The sequence below is a fragment of the Actinomyces qiguomingii genome, from assembly GCF_004102025.1.
GTDB lineage: Bacteria > Actinomycetota > Actinomycetes > Actinomycetales > Actinomycetaceae > Actinomyces > Actinomyces qiguomingii.
Genome location: NZ_CP025228.1, coordinates 3,918,991 through 3,941,301, shown reverse-complemented (window position 1 = coordinate 3,941,301; position 22,311 = coordinate 3,918,991). Strand labels below are relative to the sequence as shown.

Annotated in this window: 16 protein-coding genes and 1 pseudogene; 12 read left to right on the top strand and 5 right to left on the bottom strand. The window is 67.6% G+C overall.

Annotated elements, in window-relative coordinates:
- The first annotated feature begins 354 nt into the window (after window positions 1-354).
- Window positions 355-2,502 (top strand): beta-galactosidase, encoded by a 2,148-nt coding sequence (locus tag CWT10_RS16445; protein WP_103062416.1) that lies wholly within the window; start codon window positions 355-357, stop codon window positions 2,500-2,502.
- Window positions 2,503-2,581: 79 nt separating this feature from the next.
- The gene (locus CWT10_RS16440) at window positions 2,582-4,027 is read left to right on the top strand and encodes a glycoside hydrolase family 30 protein (RefSeq protein ID WP_103062415.1); all 1,446 of its coding nucleotides are present in this window, start codon (window positions 2,582-2,584) and stop codon (window positions 4,025-4,027) included.
- 109 nt (window positions 4,028-4,136) lie between these two features.
- Here the strand turns inward: CWT10_RS16440 and CWT10_RS16435 are convergent, their stop codons facing one another.
- A complete protein-coding gene (locus CWT10_RS16435) occupies window positions 4,137-4,778 on the bottom strand; it encodes a TetR/AcrR family transcriptional regulator (protein ID WP_103062414.1) in 642 nt (213 codons plus the stop codon).
- Between the two features lie 62 nt (window positions 4,779-4,840).
- The gene (locus CWT10_RS16430) at window positions 4,841-6,148 is read right to left on the bottom strand and encodes an MFS transporter (RefSeq protein ID WP_103062413.1); all 1,308 of its coding nucleotides are present in this window, start codon (window positions 6,146-6,148) and stop codon (window positions 4,841-4,843) included.
- A gap of 309 nt (window positions 6,149-6,457) precedes the next feature.
- On the opposite strand from CWT10_RS16430, the gene CWT10_RS16425 reads away from it, so the two are divergent.
- On the top strand, window positions 6,458-7,771 hold the full coding sequence (locus tag CWT10_RS16425) for an MFS transporter (RefSeq protein WP_103062412.1): 1,314 nt from the start codon (window positions 6,458-6,460) through the stop codon (window positions 7,769-7,771).
- A 361-nt stretch (window positions 7,772-8,132) separates the two neighbouring features.
- Window positions 8,133-8,561 carry a hypothetical protein gene (locus tag CWT10_RS16420; protein WP_103062411.1) on the top strand — a complete coding sequence of 143 codons (429 nt, stop codon included), beginning with the start codon at window positions 8,133-8,135 and terminating at the stop codon, window positions 8,559-8,561.
- Window positions 8,562-8,584: 23 nt separating this feature from the next.
- Here CWT10_RS16420 and CWT10_RS16415 read toward each other — a convergent pair whose 3' ends face one another.
- Entirely contained in the window at window positions 8,585-10,003 is a 1,419-nt protein-coding gene (locus CWT10_RS16415) for a C2 family cysteine protease (RefSeq protein WP_103062410.1), read from the bottom strand.
- Window positions 10,004-10,264: 261 nt separating this feature from the next.
- On the opposite strand from CWT10_RS16415, the gene CWT10_RS16915 reads away from it, so the two are divergent.
- The 6 genes from CWT10_RS16915 to CWT10_RS16390 all read left to right on the top strand — a co-directional run bounded on the left by CWT10_RS16915 (window position 10,265) and on the right by CWT10_RS16390 (window position 16,607).
- Window positions 10,265-10,414, top strand: coding sequence for a hypothetical protein (locus CWT10_RS16915; protein WP_158247604.1), 150 nt, complete (start codon window positions 10,265-10,267; stop codon window positions 10,412-10,414).
- Between the two features lie 428 nt (window positions 10,415-10,842).
- Window positions 10,843-12,186 carry an ABC transporter substrate-binding protein gene (locus CWT10_RS16410; protein ID WP_103062409.1) on the top strand — a complete coding sequence of 448 codons (1,344 nt, stop codon included), beginning with the start codon at window positions 10,843-10,845 and terminating at the stop codon, window positions 12,184-12,186.
- 64 nt (window positions 12,187-12,250) lie between these two features.
- Window positions 12,251-13,228: a carbohydrate ABC transporter permease gene (locus CWT10_RS16405; protein WP_103062408.1), complete on the top strand. Its 978-nt coding sequence runs from the start codon at window positions 12,251-12,253 to the stop codon at window positions 13,226-13,228.
- Complete coding sequence (locus tag CWT10_RS16400; protein WP_103062407.1) at window positions 13,225-14,121, top strand: carbohydrate ABC transporter permease; 897 nt, start codon at window positions 13,225-13,227, stop codon at window positions 14,119-14,121. The genes CWT10_RS16405 and CWT10_RS16400 overlap by 4 nt, the downstream gene beginning before the upstream one ends.
- Before the next feature lie 87 nt (window positions 14,122-14,208).
- Window positions 14,209-15,210, top strand: coding sequence for a LacI family DNA-binding transcriptional regulator (locus CWT10_RS16395; protein WP_103062406.1), 1,002 nt, complete (start codon window positions 14,209-14,211; stop codon window positions 15,208-15,210).
- A 425-nt stretch (window positions 15,211-15,635) separates the two neighbouring features.
- Entirely contained in the window at window positions 15,636-16,607 is a 972-nt protein-coding gene (locus tag CWT10_RS16390; RefSeq protein WP_103062405.1) for an NAD-dependent epimerase/dehydratase family protein, read from the top strand.
- Window positions 16,608-16,646: 39 nt separating this feature from the next.
- On the opposite strand, the gene CWT10_RS16385 is transcribed toward CWT10_RS16390, so the two are convergent.
- The gene (locus tag CWT10_RS16385) at window positions 16,647-17,063 is read right to left on the bottom strand and encodes a VOC family protein (protein WP_103062404.1); all 417 of its coding nucleotides are present in this window, start codon (window positions 17,061-17,063) and stop codon (window positions 16,647-16,649) included.
- A gap of 121 nt (window positions 17,064-17,184) precedes the next feature.
- Here CWT10_RS16385 and CWT10_RS16380 point away from each other — a divergent pair, with 121 nt between their 5' ends.
- Entirely contained in the window at window positions 17,185-18,318 is a 1,134-nt protein-coding gene (locus CWT10_RS16380; protein ID WP_103062403.1) for a helix-turn-helix transcriptional regulator, read from the top strand.
- A 15-nt stretch (window positions 18,319-18,333) separates the two neighbouring features.
- Window positions 18,334-19,161 (top strand): annotated as a pseudogene (locus CWT10_RS18100) (nuclear transport factor 2 family protein); the annotation flags it as partial.
- A gap of 61 nt (window positions 19,162-19,222) precedes the next feature.
- Here CWT10_RS18100 and CWT10_RS16370 read toward each other — a convergent pair.
- Window positions 19,223-22,165: a cation-translocating P-type ATPase gene (locus CWT10_RS16370; RefSeq protein ID WP_233188051.1), complete on the bottom strand. Its 2,943-nt coding sequence runs from the start codon at window positions 22,163-22,165 to the stop codon at window positions 19,223-19,225.
- Window positions 22,166-22,311 lie beyond the last annotated feature (146 nt).

Sequence of the window (22,311 nt, the reverse complement as noted above, 5' to 3'; positions counted from 1 at the left end):
GGGGAAGATGCGTGGTCCGTGATCCCGAGCCCCTGAATACTGCTATAGATCAATGAAATGAAAGGCCTCCGGGCCGGTGGTGTGGTTGCGCTCAGGCGTGACTGCCACCGGCCCGGAGTGTTGTCCTTGGGTGCGGCCGAGAGTCTGTGGAGGTGGTCCGGTGGGCCGTGAGGGCGGCATGGTGGGCTTCGAGGGCGGTCCGGTGGGCCGTGGAGGCGGTCCGGTGGGCTGTGGGCGGCTCCTCGGGCATGGCCGGAGAACTCCGGCTTGCGATGCCCTTCCCTTCCGCGTCCATCTGATCTACTATCTAGTAACCACTAGATAAGCGGCGAGGGAGCCGCACAGGAGGGCACAATGACGCAGCACTCGGGCCGGCTCATCTTCGGAGCCGCCTACTACGACGAGTACACCCCCGCCGCCGCGGGCCCCGACCGGCTTGAGCGCGACATGCAGATGATGGTGGAGGCAGGCTTCACCACGATCCGCATCGCCGAGTTCACCTGGGGAACCTGGAACCCCGCCCCCGGCGTCTTCGACTTCACCCACGTCGACCGCGCCCTCGACGCCGCGCAGCGCCACGGCCTGGATGTCATCATCGGCACCCCCACCGCCGCCATCCCCACCTGGCTGGCCGCCCGCCACCCCGAGATCCTAGGCGTCACCGCCGCCGGCCCCAACAAGTACGGGCCGCGCCAGAACATGGACATCCTCGCCCCCGCCTACCGCCGCTACGCCGAGGCGGCCATCCGCGCCCTGGCCGAGCACACCGCGCCGCGAGCGCATGTGGTCGGCTTCCAACTGGACAACGAGACCAAGTACTACGACGCCGCCAACCCCGACATCCAGCGCGCCTTCGTCGACCATCTCAAGGCCCGCTTCGGCGACGGGCAGGAGGGCCTTAACGCTATGAACTCAGCGTTCGGCCTGAACTACTGGTCCAACCGGGTGGGCGCCTGGGAGGACTTCCCCGACGTCACCGGCACCATCAACGGCTCCCTGGCGGCCGCCTTCGACGCCTTCCGCCGCGATCTGGTCACCGACTTCCTCGCCTGGCAGCGCGCCATCGTCGACGAGTACCGCCGCGAGGACCAGTTCGTCACCCACAACTTCGACTACGAGTGGCGCGGCTACTCCTTCGGTATCCAGCCCGCCGTCGACCACTTCCGGGCCGCCGACGCCGTCACCCTGGCCGGCGTCGACATCTACCACCCCGGCGAGGATCAACTCACCGGCAGGGAGATCGGCTTCGGCGGCGACATCTCCCGCTCCCTGAAGGACGGCGACCCCTACCTGGTCATCGAGACGCAGGCACAGGGGCAGATGGGCTGGCTGCCCTTCCCCGGCCAGCTGCGCCTGCAGGCGTACTCCCACCTGGCCTCCGGCGCCTGCGGCGTCATGTACTGGCACTGGGGCTCGATCCACAACTCCTTCGAGACCTACTGGAAGGGCCTGCTCAGCCAGGACTACACGCCCAACCCCACCTACCGGGAGGCGGTCACGATCGGCCGCGAACTGGCCGCCCACGCCGACTCGCTCACCGGCCTGCGCAAGTACAACCGGGTGGCCATCATGGTCTCCAACGAGGCCTACACCGCCCTGGAGTGGTTCAGCTTCGAGGCCGGTTTCCCCCGCCAGTACGCCGGCGGCGGCGCCAACTACAACGACGTCTTCCGCTGGGTCTACGACGCCCTGTTCGATCTGAACCTGGAGGTCGACGTCGTCCCCGCCGACACCTCCGCCGACCGCCTGTCCCGCTACGAAATGCTGATCGTCCCCGCCCTGTACGTCACCGCGCAGGCCACCACCGACGCCCTACGCGCCTATGTTGCCGGCGGCGGCCACCTGGTCACCACCTTCCGCACCGGAGTCGCCGACGAGAACCTGCAGGTCTTCACCGACCGCCAGCCCCACGGACTTTCCGCCCTGCTCGGGCTGGGCACCGACCAGTTCACCCGCCCCGACGGCGTCGCCCTGCGCCCGGTGGGTGCGCTCGCCGCGGCCCTGGACGACGGCGTCGCCGACCCGACAGGTCCGGCAGTCCCGACAGAGCTGGCCGCCGCCACCTTCATGGAACTGCTCACCCCCGTCGACGCCGCCTCCCTCCAGGGGGACGCCGAGGTGGAGGTGCTGGCCACCTACGACCACCACGCCTGGTCCGGGCCAGCGGTGGCTACCCGCGCCGTCGGCTCCGGTTCGATCACCCATCTGGCCACCATGACCGCCCCGGCGCTGACCCGCGCCGTGCTGCGGCTGGTGGCCAAGCGGGCGGGCGTGACCGACTGGGCGCAGGACCTGGCCGGCACTGTCACCGTGCGCCGCGGCATCAACGGCCGCGGCCGGAAGTTGAGCTACTTCCTGAACTACTCCCGCGACGCCGTCGAGATCGCCCTGCCGCAGGGTGGTGAGGACGTCCTGGGAACCGTCGCCGCTCCGGGCACTCGCCTGGAGGCCGGCGCCGCTGTCACCGTCCCCGCCTGGGGCGTCCTCGCCGTCGAGGCCTGAGCAGGCCGCCGACGTCGGCAAACCGTTCAACCAACTGCAACGAAGCAAACAAACTCCACCACACCGAGAAGGAACACTCATGACCGCCACCAGTCCCGCCAACACCCCCGCCGCCGACGGCTTCCAGTTCTACGCCACCACCGAGGCCGACCCCTGGTTCACCCCGGATACGCCCGTCACCATTGAGGAGATGCAGACCTTCCCCGGCGCCTTCCTGCGCCTGGACGCGCCCGCCCAGGAGATCGACGGCTTCGGCGTCTGCTTCAACGAGCTCGGCTGGGTGGCGCTGTCCCGGCTGTCCGAGGCCGAGCGCAGCGAGGTGTTGCGGCAGGTCTTCGCCCCCGGCGTCGGCACCAACCTCACCGTGTGCCGCATGCCGGTGGGGGCCAACGACTTCGCCACCGACTGGTACTCCTACGACGAGGTCGACGGCGACTTCGCCCTGGAGCACTTCAGCGTCGAGCACGACGACGCCACCCTGGTGCCCTACATCCAGGCCGCCAAGGCCCACCGGCCCGACCTGACCCTGTGGGCCTCCCCCTGGGGGCCGCCGTCCTGGTTCAAGCGCAACAAACACTACGCCTGCGCCGCACCCAACCCCATGAGCGAGCAGACCGCCTTCGACAACGGCCTGTCCCCGGACAACCAGATCGAGGAGGGCACCGACGGGCTGATCCTGAGTGAGGAGGTGCTGGATGCCTACGCCCGCTACTTCGGCAAGTTCATCGACGCCTACGCCGAGCGCGGCATCGACATTTCCATGGTCATGCCGCAGAACGAGTTCAACTCCGCCCAGATCTACCCCGCCTGCACCTGGACTCCGGAGGGGCTGATCGCCTTCCTGAAGCACCTGATCCCGCAGATGGAGCGGCGCGGCGTGAGGGTCTTCTTTGGCACCATGGAGCGCCCGGACGACACCATGGTGGAGAAGGTCCTGGCCGATCCTGAGGTGGGTCCGCACATCGACGGCGTCGGCTTCCAGTGGGACGGCAAGCGGGCCGTGCCCTTCATCCACCACAACCACCCGGAGCTGAAGATCTACCAGTCCGAGCAGGAGTGCGGCGACGGCAAGAATGACTGGCGCTACGCCCGCTACGCCTGGACCATGATGCGCCACTACTTCAACAACGGCGCCTGCGTCTACGACTACTGGAACCTGGCGCTGGACGAGGGCGGCGTCTCCCGCTGGGGGTGGAGCCAGAACTCCCTGGTGACCGTCGACCCTGAAACCGGCGAGAGCCGCTTCACCTACGAGTACTACGTGCTGCGGCACCTGTCCGGCTTCGTGCAGCCGGGCGCCCGCTTCGTACCTACGCTGTCCTACACCGGGTATGAGAACCTGCTGGCCTTCCACAACCCCGACGGCTCGGTGGTGGTGGCCGCCCAGAACGACATGACCACCCCGCAGGAGTTCGTGGTGGGCGTGGGCGGTAAGAACGTGTCCTTCACCGCCCCGGCCGACTCCCTGGTGACCGTGGTGGTGCCTGCCGAGCACGTGGAGGTGGCCCCCAAGCCGCTGGCCTGAGCCGTGCGCATTCCACGACCTTGGTGACGTTTTACGACCCCGGGGTGCGTTTTACGACCCCCCGGGGTCGTGGAATGTACCCCAAGGTCGTAAAACGCAAAGTGGCCGGCTAACGGTAGTCGTCCCAGACCGGGGAGGGGAACAGCACCGTCTCCCAGCGCGCCCACTCCTCGGTCAGCAAGATGGGCGGACGGCGGAAGAAGCGGATCTGTGCGCCGTCCATGGCCTCGATCGCCATTTCCACCAGCGGCCGCATAGTCTTCCAGCCGCCCGCCGCGACGATCTCGGGCGGCAGACGCCAGGTGAAGGTCGAGTAGTAGTCCCACACCTGGTCGGGCCGGTTGATGAAGCGCTCATAGGCGGGGTGGCGCGGGTCGGTGGCCTCCACGCCCAGCGTCATATACAGCTCCATCAGCTCCGGCCGGGCCTCGTTGAAGGCCACCAGGTAACGGAAATAGGCCGGCAGGCTGATGCCATCGGGATGGGTTGCGGCCGGGTCGCCGGAGTCGATGAAGTCCTGAGGCGTGCCCTGGCGGTCGTAGCGATCGTCTAGCAGCAGCTCCAGCAGGCCGTTCTTGGTGCCGATGTAGTGCAGTAGTCCCGCTTGGGTGATGCCGACGGCGTCGGCCACCTCCTGCAGTGACAATCCGTTGAACCCGTGCTTGGCCACCAGCTCGGTGGCGATCTCCACGATCTGCTCGCGCCGCTCGGCGGCGGACAGGCGGTGACGACTCGGGGCGGACGACGGCATGGCCCGATCCTAAGGCCGGTCGGCGCAATCAAAGCACCGACCGGCCGCGGGCGAAGAGGCGTTCAGCGCACCTTGCGGATGGCCAGGATGGAGAAGCAGCCGATGACGGCGCAGGCGATGGAGATCGGGAAGACCAACGAGTAGCTGCCGGTGCGGGTGACCACGAAGGAGGTGATGATCGGGCCGCACATCTGTCCGAAGGTGGTGGACATGTTGAGGATGCCCAGATCCTTGCCCGCGGTTTCGGGGTTGGGCAGCACGTCCACATTCAGCGCCTGGTCCACGGAACCGTATACGGCATAGCCGAAGCCGGCGATCAGGGCGAACAGGTACATGCCCGTCGTCGTAGGCATGATCCACGGCATGGCCACGCCCAGGGCGAAGCACAGGGAGGCCATGACCACCGGCACCTTGCGGCGGTGCAGCAGGTCGGACAGCGGTCCTCCGAGGAAACCGCCCGCCAAGCTCGCCACCAGGATGATCGTGTTGGTGAGTGCGACGGTGGAGGCTACCTGGCCGGCGGACAGATCCAAATAGTCCTGGATGATGTAGAGCTGGTAGGCGTTGATCATCTGGTAGGAGATGAGCATCGTGAAGCGACCGAAGAAGGCCTTGTAGAAATCACTCGCGCCGTGGGTGGGCGGAATGAAGGAGCGGGCGAGGTCGGCCAGAGACTGGCCCGCCGGCGGCAGGTCTGCGGCGGAGCGCTCGCGGGGCCACAGCGCCACGGCGACGATGCCGGAGATGCCCATGAGGACGCCGCCGACCACGAAGCCCGAGGTTGCGGCCGAGCCTTCGGTGATGAAGGAGGCGCCGATGATCGCGCCGAGCGGATAGCCCATCGCTGCGCCCACACCCCAGAAGGTGGACATGGTGCCTCGAATCGTCTCCGGCACGCGGTCGGACAGCACTGCCACCGCCGGGGCGAGCATCATGTTCAGGCCGACCATGCACAGGCAGTAGTCGAGTGTGAGCAGTTTCGTATTGCCGATGACGCCGACGCCGAAGAGCGTGACTCCGCCGATGATGCCTCCCCAGACCACCCAGGGGGTGCGGCGGCCCAGACGTGAACGGGTGCGGTCGGAGAAGTTGCCGAAGACCAGATTGGAAACCAGTGAGACGACGGCCGTGATCGCGTTAATGGTGCCGAGAAGCGCGTCGGGGTTGTCGACTCCCAGGTCCTTCAGGCGCTGGGGAAGGAGCACTGAGGCGATGATGCTCAATCCCACGGCCCACAGGATGGAGATCAGGAGGAATCCAGCGCCGAAGCGCACCATGGCGCTTCGCTGGAGCGGCAGGCCGGTGTCGGGTGCGAGGTTGGAGGGGACCGAGGTGTCTTCCTCGGTGGGTGTCGCAGGCTGCTGTGCCATATGCTCGGGCCCTTTCGTCGAACGGCTGTGTTCGCCAGTGGGAGTTACTTACTATTTAGTAGGTATGACAGGAAGACTAATCCTCTGGGGGCGGCTTGTCAACCGGCATGAGTAGGCGGTGCAGGTCGGAGCTCCGCGCACCGGGGCGCGGCTCGCCGACTGGTTTTGGGTCGCCGGCGAGGTCGGAGCTCCGCGCACCGGGGCACGGAGGCACCGGTGCGTCCGCGCCAGTGCGGGGACCGCACGAGTCGCCGGATCTCACAGTGGACACCCGCCACCACCGCAGGCCGCATGCGCAAGTCTTGACCCATGCGCCTGACCGACGACCTCAAGGACCTAGCCTCCGTCCCGGCCTTCCGGAACCTGCTCGGCGTCCGGCTGGTCTCCCAGACCGGCGACGGCATGGTCCAGGCGGGTCTGGCGACCCTCTTCTTCTTTCAGCCGCAGAACATGACCAGCGCCGCGGGCGTGGCCGTGGCGCTGGTGGTCATGCTGCTGCCTTTCAGTATCGTCGGCCCCTTCACCGGGCCGTTCATCGACCGCTGGCGCCGCCGCCAGACCCTCCTGTACGGCAACCTGTTGCGCGCCGGCGTCATTGCGCTCACCACGCTGGTGTTGCGCGCCACCGGTGTCGGACCGGCAATCTACGTGCTCGTGTTGGTGGCGCTGGGCATCAACCGCTTCCTGCTGTCGGTGCTGTCGGCCGGGCTGCCGCAGATCATCGATCACCGGCGCCTGCTGACTGCTAACTCGATCGTGCCCACCCTGGGCGGTGCGGCCACGGCCCTGGGCGCCGTCATCGGCTTCGTGCTGCGCCTGGCCCTGCCGGCCGGAACCGCCCAGGACACCGCCAGCCTATTGGCCGCAATGGTCCTTTACGTGTTAGCAGCCGGCGTCGTCTGCCGGTTTGGCGCCGCACAGCTGGGTCCCGAGCGCCCCGCCGACGACGGGCTCGGCGTTGCGCTCGCGGCCACAGCCGGTGACCTGGCAAACGCGGTGCGCTACCTGGTGCGACGCGGCACGCCCGGCCTGGCACTGACCACCATGGCGCTACACCGCTTCGTATACGGCATGCAGGTGATCACCATGATCCTGACCGCCCGCAACCTGCTCGCCGCCCCCGAGGATGCCGACACGGGGCTCGCCATCTTCGCCACCCTGATGGGTGCGATGGTCGCCGGCCATGGCCTGGCGGTGGTGCTCACGCCGATCGCCCATGAGCGAGTGGCGCCGTCTACCTGGATCGTCATGTGCCTGCTCGGCGGCAGCATCGGGCAGCTGCTTGTCGTGGCCACCTACCGGCAGGCCGTGATGATTGTGGGCATCTTCATCTTCGGCGTGGGCGTGCAGGGTGCCAAGATCGCCGTGGACACGATCGTCCAGGCCGACACCGCCGACGCCTACCGCGGCCGCGCCTTCTCCATCTATGACGTGCTGTTCAACACCGCCGAGTGCGTGGCGGCCGGTGTGGCTGTACTGGTGCTGCCCGACGTCGGCTGGTCCCGCCCGGTGCAGGTGGCGCTGGTGGGCTTCGTGTGGTGCGTAGCCCTCACCTACCGGGCGTGCGTGCGGGCGCTGAGTGACCGGCCCCGGGAGGTGGTCGGCCTGCCCGGGCTCGGCTGACAGACCCTCGCAGCGCAATGAGACTGCGCACGACGAGGTCAGATGGCGCAATCGATGACTGCGACTACGGGCTGGCCGTTGGCAGCGGCCCGCTCGATCTCGATCGGTAGCCACTCCTCTCCTCGTCGGTGAGCTCGCAGCACCGCATGCACCTGCCACCGATTCGTGAGTCGGCGTAGGATCGTCATCATCTGGTGACCCGTGATGGGCAAGGAGCGTGACGGCAGTGGCAGCAGACGACAGCAGCGGTCGGTCCGGCGTGGTTCGTGCCGGAACGAGCACAGGAGTCGAAGCCGCTGGGTGCGGCACCGCGAGTCCGGCGCATGAGGCCGCCTCGGTGGTCTCGCCACTACGACGTGTCATGCGCAGTGTCCTGAGGGGCTTCCTCGCGGTCCTGCTGGTGGTGGTGGGAGGCGTGAGCGGTTGGTTGTGGTGGACCAGACCACCGGTGCGGGAGGTGCCGCTGCCTGACGAGCTTGTCGCCAAGGGAGGAACCTACGCACAGGTTCATGTGAGTATCGAACCACTACAGACCGCAGCAGGCCAATTGCAAGTAGGACCATTGCGCTCGGAGAGGCATGAATGGATCGGCACGCTGCTGTGGCGTCACAATGACGGCGTCCAAGAACCCATTGAACTACGACTGGGAGAAACCACCCACATCGACGGACTGGGAACAGTCACTTTGTTCGCCGTTAACCCAGAACCGCTCCTCCCCGACTACCGATTAGGAGGTTGGACCTATAAGGTGTATATCGTCCTCGACCCCGGCGTAGAGCGAATAATGTGAGCACTCACGCGACATGACTTTGGTTAGGGGATTTCTCCACCGATGTCGGTGCGGTTGAAGTATTTCTCGTAGTCCTCCCGGGTGATGCGGATAATGCCGTCATCTTCGGCGTCGGAGCCGTCGGCGGTGTTGTTGTGCGCCCAGGGGTTGCGCAGGGTCACGTACTTCTCGTCTATCGCAATCACCGTGTAGGCGTGGCCTTCGACGATGCGGTAGTCGCCGGTTCTGTCGCGACCGTCGATCGCGGCGTCCGGATGCTGCTTGTCGGCGACGTCGGCGTCGGTGTTGGCGGTCGCATCCGACGCCGTACTTCCATCACTGAAATCGCCACCTGTGCCCGCGACGACCGGCCTGCCATCCTGCACGGCCTGTTCGATCTGGGCCCACTCCTCATCGGTGTACTTATGATCCTCACGCACCGCCCCCAGGAACCCTGAGGTGCCTCTGGTGTCAACCGGGTTGCCGTACTGCCCGGAGATCGCCCGCATCGCATCGGCTGGCCTCCCGTTCGGGAGGTTGTGGTCGCCCAGGTATTGGCCGTAGGCGCGCTCGTACACGCTCATCAGGTTCGGCCCCCGCCGCCCGCCTCCCAGGTCATCACCCTGGTTGCCGTTGGTGTAGTAGTCGGTGACCTTGATCTCCTCCGGAAATCCGAAGAAGTTGTACAGGGTGACGATGAACGCCTGGTCCTCCTCGCTCCACCGCACATGATCCCGCAGAAACTGCTCCCCCTCCTCAGACAGCGAATACGCATCCAAAGTAGCCAGAAAATAGCAGTCGCCAATACTCTCCTGGTCTACGGGGTCCCAGTCCGCGGAGCCGTCCGCCTGCCGCCGCAACCGCCGGATGTCCTCATCACTGAACGCAGTCTTCTCTCTAGTGCCGTCATCCTCGCCCTTACCCGCACCAGCCACGCCACCCCCGTACGCGCCGCCGGCGCCAGTCCCCGACGCCACCCCGGAACCGGCACCAACCGCGTTTAGGGCGGCCGCGGTGTGCATGGCGGCGATACTCACCCGCGCCCGGATCCCTACCGCCGCACCCGCGGCCGCATAACGCACGCCCGCCACCAGCACCGCCGGCGCCGCCGAGTCAACGGCCTCCATTAGCGCCGACACCACCAGCGCCCGCAGCCGCTCCAACGCCTCCTGGGCCTCAACCAGCACCCGGGCGTAGGCCTCCAGATGATGCGCCCCGTCCAGCAGGCCGGTGATCGACTCATCCAGGTCCCGCTCCAGACCCCGGGAGGAGGAGCGGAACGCCTCCGCACTGAGCCCCTGCCAAGACGGGGTCGCCAGGCGCGAGGACACCACCGAGTCGGCGGCCTCGCCCAGCATCCGGGCACTGGCCCGCCAGGAGTCCGCCACCGCCAGCACCCCGCCGGGCGAGCCCGGAACCTCACCAACCACCCCGCCGGCGACCGCGTCCGCACTCAAACCCATACCGGCCTCCCTTTCCTTACCACGCACCACCGCGCCCCGGCTGACAGCACCACAGCCACCAGCCCGGCGAAGATCACGCTCCCATTAATACGCGCTCACTGTAACCCCACCGACACCAACACCACCAGCGTATGGGTACCCGCCTTGCGCCTACCTCGGCGTTGGGAGACTGGCTGCCATGGCATTGGCCGCTTGGTGGCTTCTCCATCAGCGGGCCGTGCTGCTGGTGAGGTTCTTGATCTTCTTCCGTGTGGCTGCGGGGTGGCGGTGCTGGTTGTGCCGGACGTCGGGTGGTCGCGGGCCGTGTGGGTCGGTCTGGTGGGCTTCGTGTGGTGCGTAGCCCTCACCTACCGGGCGTGCGTGCGGGCGCTGGTCGGCCGCCCCCGCGAGGTGGTCGAACTGCTCGGGTGAGGTGTCGGGGGCGCCAGTCGCGCAGGGGGCTTGGCACGGATGCGGTCGCGCGCACTGCACAGGGTTGGGTGCCAGTCGCGCAGGGAGCTTCGGCAGGATTGTGCAAGCGCTGGGCATGATTGGGCAAGGTGAGTGCCTTGGCGTGGTTTGCGCCTAGATCGTATGGGGTAAGTACCGGCATTTGCATTGGCGAATGGACGACGTCCCGGGCGCTCATCTTGTGCAAACGCTTGCGTAAACCGCTCCGTTAGACGTAGGCTCGTGGCGTTCGCGAAGGTCGCTGATGATCTCCGCGCACACCGGCCGGCGCTCACCGGTCGAGCAGCCCCATCAATCTCAACCCGCCACCGCAGCTGGGTTCGGGCCGTTCTGCGGCCAGGCGCGCACGCGCCGTCGTCCCCCCGCGGCCACCAGAAAGGGATCGGCATATGCGATCTGTAAATCGTCGGCTACGTCGCGCAGCGGCGTTAGCAACCGCACTCGTCCTCGCCACCGCGGGAGTAACCGCCTGTTCCTCCGGGGATCGGCAGGCGGCCGACGCGGATGTGGACTGCACCAAGTACGAGCAGTGGGCAGACCTGTCGGGGGAGACGATCAGCATCTACTCCCCGTATGTCGGCGCGGATCAGGAACGGCTGGAGAACTCCTGGGCGGGCTTCTCCCAGTGCACCGGGGCGGAGATCGTCTACGAGGGCTCCACCGACTTCGAGTCCCAGATCCAGGTCCGCATCCAGGGAGGCAACGCCCCCGACATCGCCTTCATCCCCCAGCCGGCACTTGTGAGCGGCCTAGCCCAGCAGGGCGTCCTCATCCCCGCCTCTGACACGGTGGCCGCCAGTGTCGAGGCTGGTTGGTCGGAGTCCTTCGCTGACTACGCCACGGTCGACGGCACCCTGTACGGCTCGCCGCTGACCACCGGAGTGAAGTCCTACGTGTGGTACTCGGTGCCCCTGTTCGAGGCGGGCGGCTACCAGGCCCCCGCCACCTGGGAGGATTTGCTGGACCTGACCGCCCAGATCCACGCCGACACCGGCCAGCGCGTGTGGTGCGACGGTTTCGAATCCGGTGCCGCCACAGGCTGGCCGGGAACGGACTGGCTGGAGGACCTGGTGCTGCGCACCGCCGGTGAGGACGTGTACGACCAGTGGATCGCCCACGAGATCCCCTTCGACGACCCCCAGATCGCCACGGCGCTGGACGAGGTCGGAAAGATCCTCAAGAACACCGACTACGTCAACGCCGGCTTCGGGGACACAACCTCCATCGCATCGACCAACCAGATCGACGCGCTGACCGCCGTCACCGACGGGGAGTCCTGCTACATGTCCCATAGGACCGCCTCGGCCACCTTCGACGAGGACATCACCGTCGCCCCGGACGGCGATGTGTGGGGCTTCTACCTGCCGGGAACCAGCGCCGACGCCCCCAAGCAGCTCGTGGGCGGAGGGGAGTTCACCGTCGCCTTCACCGAAACCGATGCCGTGGAGTCCCTGCGTCAGTATCTGGCCTCGGACACCTGGGCCAATGACATCGTCACCCAGGGGATGGTATCGGCCAATATCGGCGTCGACCCCGCCAATGCCCCAACCCCCCAGCTGGAGAACGCCATCGAATTGCTCCAGTCCGACGGCGCCGTCTTCCGCTTTGACGCCTCCGACCTAATGCCCACCGCCGTGGGCGGGGGCACTTTCTGGAAGGGGATGACCGACTGGGTGCTCGGCTCCACCACCGCACAGGTCCTGTCCGACATCGAGTCCAGCTGGAACGACTGAGCGCGGCCGCGGGCGATGGTCGCCGTCGCCCGCGGCGCCCGGGAGCCGGAGGATAGGAACCATCATGTTGGCAGGATGGCAGGACAAGGTCCTGCAAGTCGGGCTGGCGCTGGTGGCGATCGCGGGTGTGGTCGCCCTGGTGGTGCTCGTGGTGGCGCTGCTCGAGCGACGACGCACTAAGGAGCGCTGGATCGCCCTGGTATTCGCGGGACCTGCGCTGGTGCTGCTGGCGGTCGGGCTCATCTACCCCATGGGCGGCACAGCCCTGATGTCCTTGTACGACGGCGCACAGACGCGGTTTGTCGGTCTGGACAACTACAAGTGGATCTTCACCGACCCGGCCGCCGTGCGCTCGCTGCTGAACACCCTGATCTGGCTGGTGGTGGTGCCCGCGGCCTCCACCGGTTTCGGTTTCCTGTACGCCCTGCTCATTGACGGCAGCCGCTTCGAACGGTTCACCAAGACCCTCATGTTCATGCCGATGGCGATCTCATTCGTGGGCGCTTCCATTATCTGGAAGTTCGTATACGCCTACCGCGATGTCTCCCGGCCGCAGATAGGCCTGCTCAACCAGATCCTTATCTGGCTGGGTCAAGAACCACGCCAGTTCCTCATCGACTCCCCCTGGAACACGCTCTTCCTGATCGTGGTGATGATCTGGACGCAGACCGGTTACGCCATGGTGCTGCTGTCCGCCGCCATCAAGGCCATGCCGGTGGACGTGGTCGAGGCCGCCCGCCTGGACGGAGCGGGCGGGCTGCGCATGCTCACCAACATCACCGTCCCCCTGGTGCGGCCGACCCTGGTGGTGGTGTTCACCACCATCGCCATCGGATCGCTGAAGGTCTTCGACATCGTCCGCACCATGACCGGCGGCCAGTACGACACTCAGGTGATTGCCAACACCATGTACGACCAGTCCTTCCGCTACGGACAACCCGGAATCGGATCGGCTATCGCCGTACTCCTATTGGTGATGGTGGCGCCGGTCATCGCCTTCAACGTCCATCAGCTCCGCCGCAACCGGGAGGTACGAGGATGAGCGCCGCCGCCCCCGCCACGGCGTCGATATGGGCCCGCACCCATGCGGCACTGACGTCGAAGTTCGCCTCGGCGCTGTCGCTGCTGATAGCCCTGCTGTGGACCGTGCCCACCTTCGGACTGTTCGTCTCCTCCTTCAGGGACAAGTCCGACCTCAACAGCTCGGGCTGGTGGACCTTCCTGGCGCGGCCGAGCTTCACGCTGGACAACTACACCGATGTCCTGTTCGGAGGATCGGCCTCCAATCAGCTGAGCAACTACTTCTTCAACTCCGTGTTGATCACCCTGATCGGCGCCTTCGCGCCGATGCTGCTCGCCCTTATGGCCGCCTACGCCTTCTCGATGATCGACTGGCGCGGACGCGACCTGGTGTTCACGGTCGTCTTCGCCCTTCAGATCGTCCCCATCCAGATGACGCTCGTGCCCCTGATGCGCATCTTCGTCGGTTCCGGGGTGTCCAAGATTTTCCCCTTCGTGGCGGTGTGGATCGCCCACACGATCTACGCCCTGCCCCTGGCCGTGTTCCTGCTGCACAACTACATGGCGGATATTCCCCGCGAGATCGTGGAGGCCGCCAAGGTGGACGGCGCCGGACACATAACGATATTCACCCGGATCGTCCTGCCGCTGCTGACCCCGGCCATGGCCTCCTTTTTCATCTTCCAGTTCCTATGGGTGTGGAACGATCTGCTGGTGTCTCTCACCTATGCCGGTGGAACCGCGAAGACTGCGCCGCTGACGGTGCGGCTGGCCGACCTGTCGGGCACCTACGGGGATGACTGGAACCTGCTGACGGCGGGGGCCTTCGTGTCCATCATCGTGCCCGTCACCGTGTTCCTACTGCTGCAGAAGTACTTTGTGCGCGGCATGATGGCGGGGTCAGTAAAGAGCTGACCGCTGCCCCGAACCGGATCCGTGCGGTTCACAGCCGCCAAGCACACCCGGGCGGCACAGAAGGGAAGCGTGGCAGGGGGGAGACCGATGACCACGATTGCCGATGTCGCCCGGGCCGCCAAGGTGTCAATCTCCACGGCATCGCGGGCGCTGCGAGACAGCCCGCAAATATCGGAGTCGACGCGCCGGCGTGTCAAGGAGGCCGCACGCGAACTCGACTATGTCGTCAACACCTCGGCCCGGCGCCTGGCCAGCGGGCGCACCAACGCCGTCGGCCTGCTGGTGCCATATGTGACGGGATGGTTCTTCGGCCAGGCGATAACCGGCGCGGAACAGGTGCTGCGGGCGGCCGGATGGGATGTCCTGCTGTACAACCTGGCAGACATTGACGGACGCCGCAGCTTCTTTGAGCGTATGCCCCTGCGCAACGTGGTGGGAGGAGTGCTGATCTTCTCCCTGGCATTGAGCCAGGAGGAGATCCAGCAGTTCGCCCGCTACCGTATTGCGCTGACCACCGTGGGTGACGCGACGGACCGGGTCAGCTCCGTAATGATCGACGATCGCGCCGCGGCGACGACTGCGGTACGTCACCTGCTCAACCTGGGTCACCGCCGCATCGGCCTGATCAGCGGGGAGCTCGACCATCCGATGGGCTTCAAGTCCTCTCGGCTGCGTCACCAGGGATACCGGGACGCGCTGACGCATGCCGGCATCGTTCCCGATCCCGCGCTGATCGTCGAGGCCGATTACACCGTCCAGGGCGGGTGCCTCGCGGTGGCACGCCTGCTGAGCCTGGCACAGCCGCCGACTGCGGTATTCGTAATGAGCGACGAGATGGCGATCGGGGCAATTCACACGGCACGGTCCATGGGTATCCGGGTGCCGGAGGATCTGTCTGTGGTGGGTTTTGACGACTACAAGATGTCTGAGCTGTTTGGCTTGACTAGCATCCGTCAGCCTGTCCTCGCGCAGGGGCGCACCGGCGCCGAGCTGCTGCTGTCAGCCCTGAGGGAAGAGGCGGGCGTGCCGGCGCACAGGGTGCTGCCGACCGAACTCGTGGTGCGCGCAACCACCACCCGAGTTGACTGATGGGGGCCATGATGCGGTTAGGTGGGGTGGGGCACAGCGCTCCCCGGGAGTGCCGCCGCCCCACCACCGAGTTCGGTCGATATGACCATCGAGTTCGGTCGGCTGGGCTGACGGGTAGGGGAAAGTATCCGGAGTCTGGACACTTTTGACCGTAAGGCCTCATCCCGACCACGGGCAGGCCCGCGCCGTGCGCCGGCGCCAACAACCACATCCGATACGACAACCGCACTAGCCTGAACCAACGCCCCACACTCACCAGCCCCCTGAACCGGTGGGGCCGGAGCAGGTCCGAAGCGGCCCGCCGATGTGGCAGAAGTCACATTCAATGTGTCGTCGCTGCGGGCTGGGCGAGCGCTCGCACCTGTGAGGCCATGAATCGCTGATCGAGTGTGGCCTTCGCGTGATCTTTGGGAGACAATTAGACGGTGAAACGCGTCCTCGTCACCGGCGGTGGTGGCTACCTCGGGTTGAACCTGCTCCCGCGGCTGGTTGCGGCGGACTGGGAGGTGCGGGCCATGGGTCCGCACCAACCGTCCCCCCGCGCCGCCCTCCCGGCGGAGGTCGAATGGGTTACCGGCTCGGTCCTGGATCAGGCAGAGTTGCATGATGCCATGGCGGACTGCGATGCCGTGATCCACCTCGCCGCCCATATCACCCTGTGGAGACGTGATTGCGAAGCCTGGAGCCTGAACACCCGCGGTCCGGCGCTGGTGGCGGCCGAGGCGCGCCGCCGCGGCATCCGCATGGTGCACTGCTCGTCCGTTCACGCCCTGGACTGCTCTGCTGATGGAACCGTGACCGAGGCGACGCGGCCGGCAGGTGTGGACCGCCCGCTCTACGACCGCTCCAAGGCGGTTGGGCAGCAGGCCGTGGCGGCCGAGGCGGCCCTCGGCCTGGACGTGGTGACATGTCTACCCACCGGTATCATTGGCCCCGTCGACCATAAGGAGACTCGGCTCAACGGCCTCATTCTCGCCGCCGCCCGGGGAGTCCGCCGCCCGGTCCTGGCCGGAGGTTTCGACTGGGTGGATGTGCGGGACGTTGCCGCAGGAATCGCCGTCGCCCTGGACTGGGGTAGATCGGGCAGTTCTTATCTGCTGGGCGGTACGCGGGCGCAGCTGGTGACTGTGATGTCGCTCGGTGCGATCCTGGCGGGACGACGACCGCTGCGGGCGGCGATCCCGCTGGAATGGGCGCGGCCGCTGGCACCACTCGGCGAGCGGCTGGGGCGGTGGTTGGGCACCGACCTGTTTACTCCGGCAGCGCTCGGTTCCCTGACAGACAACCCGACCGTGTCCAGTCGGCGGGCCCGCGAGGAACTCGGCTTCTTGCCCCGGCCCCTGGCGATGACCGTGCGGGATCTGCTCGACTCCGCGGGAATCAAGACCGTCGCCTGAGCGCTGTGCGGCCGCGGACGCCGCGCCGAAGCCCCTCATTTAGTCCGAGGCGCCGATATTGAAGATCCAGCGCAGGCCGAAGGGGTCGACGAGCACCCCGTTGAGGTCACCCCAGGGAGTCTCCTCCAGGGGCTCGACGATCTCCGCTTGGCGCGCCAGACCATCCCAACAGTTGACCAGGAGCTCGCGCTCCTCCCCGTTCAGGCATAGTGCCACGGCGGTACCCGTCCGCACCGGCTCGTCCGACAGTGGCCGGTCGGTCGCCCGCAGCACGAAGCCGTCCGATGTGCGCAGCACGCCGTACAAAACGTCCTGCTCGTGGCCCGGAGCGGCGGGAACCTCCCAGGCGGCGAAGGTCTCAATGTCCAGTTCTCCGCCCAGGGCGTCTCGGTAGTAGGTGAGTGCCTGGCGCGCCCGTCCGGCGAAGCTGATATAGGCGCTGAGGTCGGCTTTCATCGCAGTCTCCTCGTGTGACGGTATTCGGCGGCCGGGACCGCGGGCGATGCCCGCCGTCACCGGCTAGGCTCAAGTCTGAGAAGAAAAACCAGACATCTTCTGTCATGGATGGGGAGGGCAGATGCGTGCGGATCGCCTGCTGCGCATGATCTGGATGCTGAGCGGGCGCACAACTCCGACGCCGGCCACCCAGCTGGCCGAGCGCCTCGACGTCTCCGTCCGCACCGTCCTGCGCGACGTCGAGGCCTTGTCCGCCGCGGGGGTTCCGGTCTACACGCAGCAGGGGCGCGGCGGCGGGGTGCGCCTGCTGCCGCACTGGCGCCCGGATCTGCTGGGGCTGGATGAGGATGAGGCCCGGGCGCTGGCCACGGTCGTCTCGTTCGCGGGCGCCGGCGCCCTGGGCCTTGACGACGCCGTCGGCCGGGCGCTGGACAAGGTCGCCGCCTCCGCGGCCGGGCGAGGTTCGTACGAGGGCTCGGGCGATGTGCTACGGCTCGGATCCCGGGTGGTCATTGACCCCGAGGGGTGGTTGCCCGGCATCGGCGGGCGGTCCTGGTTGAAGGAGGTCCTGGCGGCGGTGGAGGGCGGATGCCGTGTCCACTTCCACTACACGGCGGGCGAGTCGGGCAGGACGGGTGAGGTGTACACCCCGGCCCTGGGCCTGCTGTGTGCGGGCTCCGACTGGTATCTGGTGGGACGCGACCGGCACCGGACGCGGTTCTTCCGCTTGGACCGCATTGACGAGTTGGAGACGTGCGGGGCCGACGGCGTGGAGCCGCCGTCGACGTCGGCGGGATCGCAGGAGGGGCGCGGTGACCCGACCGGCTTCGGGAGTGCCGCAGAAGGTGCAGAACCCGTGGATGCCCGGTTCGACCTGCTCGCCGAGTGGCATGCCGCCCGCGAGCGCTTCCGCTCCCGCTTCCATCCCCTGCCCGCCCTCCTGGAGGTGCGGCCCGCCGCCCTGGGACGGTTGCGCGGCCTGGTGAAGGTGGAGGTGGTCGAGGGCGGCGGGGAGCAGACGGATATCGCCGTCGGCGGTGGGACTCTTGTGGTCGCGGCAGACGACTGCGCACCGGTGCGGGTGCGAGTGGTATTCGCCGACATCTCCCACGCCCTGGAGGTCCTGCCACGCCTGGCAGGGGACGTGCGCGTGCTCGAGCCGCGCGAACTGCGTGCGCGCATGCGCGACCTGGCCCTACGACTACAGACCGATCATGAGGACCGGGATGAGACGGAGAAGACAACGGAGTCCTGACGGCAGGCGTCATGGATGCGAGGCGAAGGTGTACCCGTGAGACCCGCCGGTCTCACTGCATGTCTTCCGATGTGCGGTACACGAGACGTTAGGGGCTCTTTGTGTTTGTGGGTGTGGTGGTTCGGTTCGGGTCTTCGTGGCGTGTGCTGGGGGTGCTCAGGCGGGGGGCCGGGGTGCTGGGTGGAGGCGCCATGGGGCGGCCGTAGGGCGTGTTGGGTACGCCCCTTCGGTGTTTACTGCTCCGGTTCGACCTTCGCTGAAGGCTCCAAGGCCCTTCAGCGAAGGTCGAACCGGAGTACTACAGCACGAACCGGAGTAGTAGACGGCCCGGGCCGCGGGCGCGAGGACGCTGCCGACCTCGCCTCGCGGCCCGGGCGGCAGCTGAGACGCCCGGCCCCCGCCGCCCGACATCCTCCTAGACCGCCGGAGACCCGCAGCAGCCCCGCGTACCGGCTCAGCCCGAATCCAGGCCGGACCCAGACCCACGCACTGACCCCGCACCGGTGGACACACCAGTCGCCACCACCACACCCACAAACACGAAGAACCACGTTAGGGGTGAACGTGATGACGCCGACTACGGCCGAGGGCCGGGCGACCACAGACATCAGGGCGCTCGTTGAGGGCTATTTCCGCGCCTGGACCACCGGTGATGTCGCCGGCGCGCTCGCCGCGATGACCGACGACGTAACTGTCACTGCTCCCAATGGGGAGCACCACGGAGAAACCGGTTACCGGGACTTCCTGGAGGGATTCCTGCGCCTGCTCGACTCCATCGAGGAGGCGACGATCCTGACCGGCGTAGACACGGCCGTCGTCTGGTATCGCTACAGCACCAACATTCCCGGCCTGGAGCCGCAGACGGCCGCTGAACGCATCAGAGTGCATGACGGGAGGATCGCCGTCATCGACTACCTGTTCGACCAGGTGCCCTTCGCCAGGGCGCTCGGCGCACGAGCTTGCGCAGTTCGTCCACCCAGAGCACCAGTGAGGCCATGGCCACGGCCACCGCCCAGTGCACCAGATCCAGGCTCGCCGTGGAGAACGCGGCCTGCAACAGCGGCACCTCCACCACCGCGATCTGCAACACCACGCCCAGGGCGATCGCGCCCCACAGCCACTTGTTGACCAGCAGGTGCCGGAAGGCGGAGACCGTCTCCGAGCGGGAGTTGACGGTGTTGAACAGCTGCGCCAGCACCAGCGTGGTGAAGGCGGCGGTACGGGCGGTGGCCAGGTCGTCCACGCTCAGGGAGGTCTCGATGAGCCCGCCGGGCAGGAAGATGTCGAGCGTGCCGAGCGTCGCGGCCGCCATGACGGCGCCCACCAGCAGCACTCCGCGCCACATGGCCCCGTCAATGACCCGCTCATCGGGACGGCGTGGCGGGCGCCCCATGACGTCCTCCACGCTCGGGTCCACACCCATCGCCAGGGCCGGCCCGGAGTCGGTGACCAGGTTGATCCACAGGATCTGTGTGGCCACCAGCGGCAGCACCACCCCAGATTCGCTGTGCCCGGTGAGCCCGATCACGCCCGCCAGCACCACCCCGCCGAATACCGTGAGCACCTCACCCATATTGGAGGACAGCAGGTAGCGCAGGAACTTCCTGATGTTGTCGAAGATCCGGCGACCCTCCCGCACGGCCGCCACGATGGTGGCGAAGTTGTCGTCCGCCAGCACCATGGTGGCGGCCTCCTTGGTGACCTGCGTGCCGGTCACCCCCATGGCCACGCCGATATCTGCCGAGCGTAGGGCGGGAGCGTCGTTGACTCCGTCGCCGGTCATGGCCACCGTGTGGCCCAGCGCCTTCAGGGCCCCGACGATCCGCAGCTTGTGCTCCGGCGCCACCCGCGCGTACACGTTCACCTTCCCGACGGCGTCGGCCAGGGCGGCGTCATCCATGCCGGACAGCTCCCGGCCAGTGAGCACGCAGGCGCCGCGCTCGGCGATCCCCAGGTCGGCGGCGATGCGTCCGGCGGTGGCCGGGTGGTCGCCGGTGATCATGAGCACGCGTACCCCGGCCCGGTGTGCCTCGGTGACGGCGGCGGCGGCTTCGGGTCGGGGCGGGTCGATTATGCCGACCACACCGGCCAGCGTCAGCCCGTGCTCCAGGTGGTCGAAGACGCCGTCGGCGCCCGAGTCGGCGACAGCGGCGGCCTCTTGCGGATCCAGGGTCCGGTAGGCAACCCCGAGGGTGCGCAGGGCCCGCCCGGACATGTCGGCGATATGCGCCCCGAACTCCTCGCGCACCGCGGCGTCCAGAGGACGGGAGTCCTCGCCCACGCGCACCGAGGTGCAGCGCTCCATGAGCACATCGGGGGCGCCTTTGGCCAAAAGGATGGTGGTTGCGTGCTTGGCGTCGGTGTACAGCACGCTCATGAGCTTGCGCTCGGAGGTGAAGGGCACCATGCCCACGCGGGTGAATCGGCCCTCCCGGCTGCCCTGCGTGCCGAGTTTGCGCTCGGCCACCAGGAAGGAGCCCTCGGTGGGGTCGCCGACGACGCTCCAAACCCCGGCGTCCTCAGCCAGCTCGGTGTCGGAGGCCATGGCCCCGCCGGAAAGGACCACGGTGACCTCATCGCGCAGCGCACCCGCCAGTGGCTCGGCGTCGGGGCGTCCGTCGCGGTCGGCGTCGGGGGCCACGTCACCGCTCGGCTCATAACCGATGCCGGTGACCACGGTGGTGCCCGAAGCGGTGACCACCTCCTGGATGGTCATCTCCGAGCGGGTGAGGGTGCCGGTCTTGTCCGAGCAGATCACCGAGGCCGAGCCCAGGGTCTCCACGCTGCTGAGCTTCTTGACTACTGCCTTGTGCAGTGCCATCCGCTGCACCCCCAGCGCCAGCACCACCGACAGGATCGCCGGCAGCCCCTCCGGCACGGCCGCCACCGCCAGCGACACCCCGAGCAGCAGGGCGTCGATGAAGGACTGCGCGGTCCGCTCGGGCGTGAGCGCCAGCAGGGTGGCCACCACGACCACGGCGATGACCACCACGATCCCGCCCAGCATCTTGGACACGCGGGTGATCTCCTGCTCCAGGGGCGTGTCCTCGTCCTCGACGGCGTCGAGCATGCGGGCGATCGCGCCCATTTCGGTGGCGCCGCCGGTGGCTGTGACCACGGCCTGGCCCGATCCCTGGGCCACGGAGGTGCCGCGGAAGACCATGCCGGTGCGGTCGGCCAGGTCGGCATCCGCGGCCACGGCCTCGGCACTCTTGGAAACGGCGTCGGCCTCACCGGTGAGGGAGGCTTCGATCACGCGCAGGGAGGCGGCGGACAGTAGGCGGGCATCGGCGCCCACCTGGTCGCCCTCGCCCAGGATCAGCACGTCCCCGACCACCAGCTGCGCCGAGGGCACCACCATGCGTGTCCCGTCCCGCAGCACCGTGGAGGAGGCCTGTGTCATGGCGGAAAGGGCGGCGACGGCGTCGGCGGCCTTGTTCTCCTGCACGAAGCCGAGGACGGCGTTGAGGGTGATCACCGCGAGGATCACCAGGGAGTCGACGGGCACGCCGTGGGCGCCCTCCAGCACCCAGGCCACCGCCGAGATGACGATGGCGATGATCAGCAGGTAGACCAGCGGGTCGGCGAACTGGGCGAGGAAACGGCGCCAGGCCGGCACCGGCGGCTTGCTGGGCAGCTCGTTGGGGCCGTCGGAGGCCAGCCGGGCCGCGGCCTCGGCGGCGCTCAGACCGGCGGTGGTGTCGGTGCCCAGGGTGGCGGCGACCTCCGGCCCCGGCAGGGACCAGGGTGCGGCCGGTGTTGCCGTGATCGGCGGGGTGGTTGATGGTGCACTCACCCGCTCATCCCACCAGTGACGGTGTTCGGCGTCGAGAAGCGTTCGCCGCAAGCGCGGATTCAGCGCCATCCCACCAAAGTCTCAGCGGTTGCGAACACCAAGGCGCGAGTCTTGGTGTTCCGTGTGCTCAGGTGCGTGTTGCTGCCGATCCGCGGTGGTCGGCCGAGGGCGGGTAGGAGCCGAGGAGACTGCAGCGG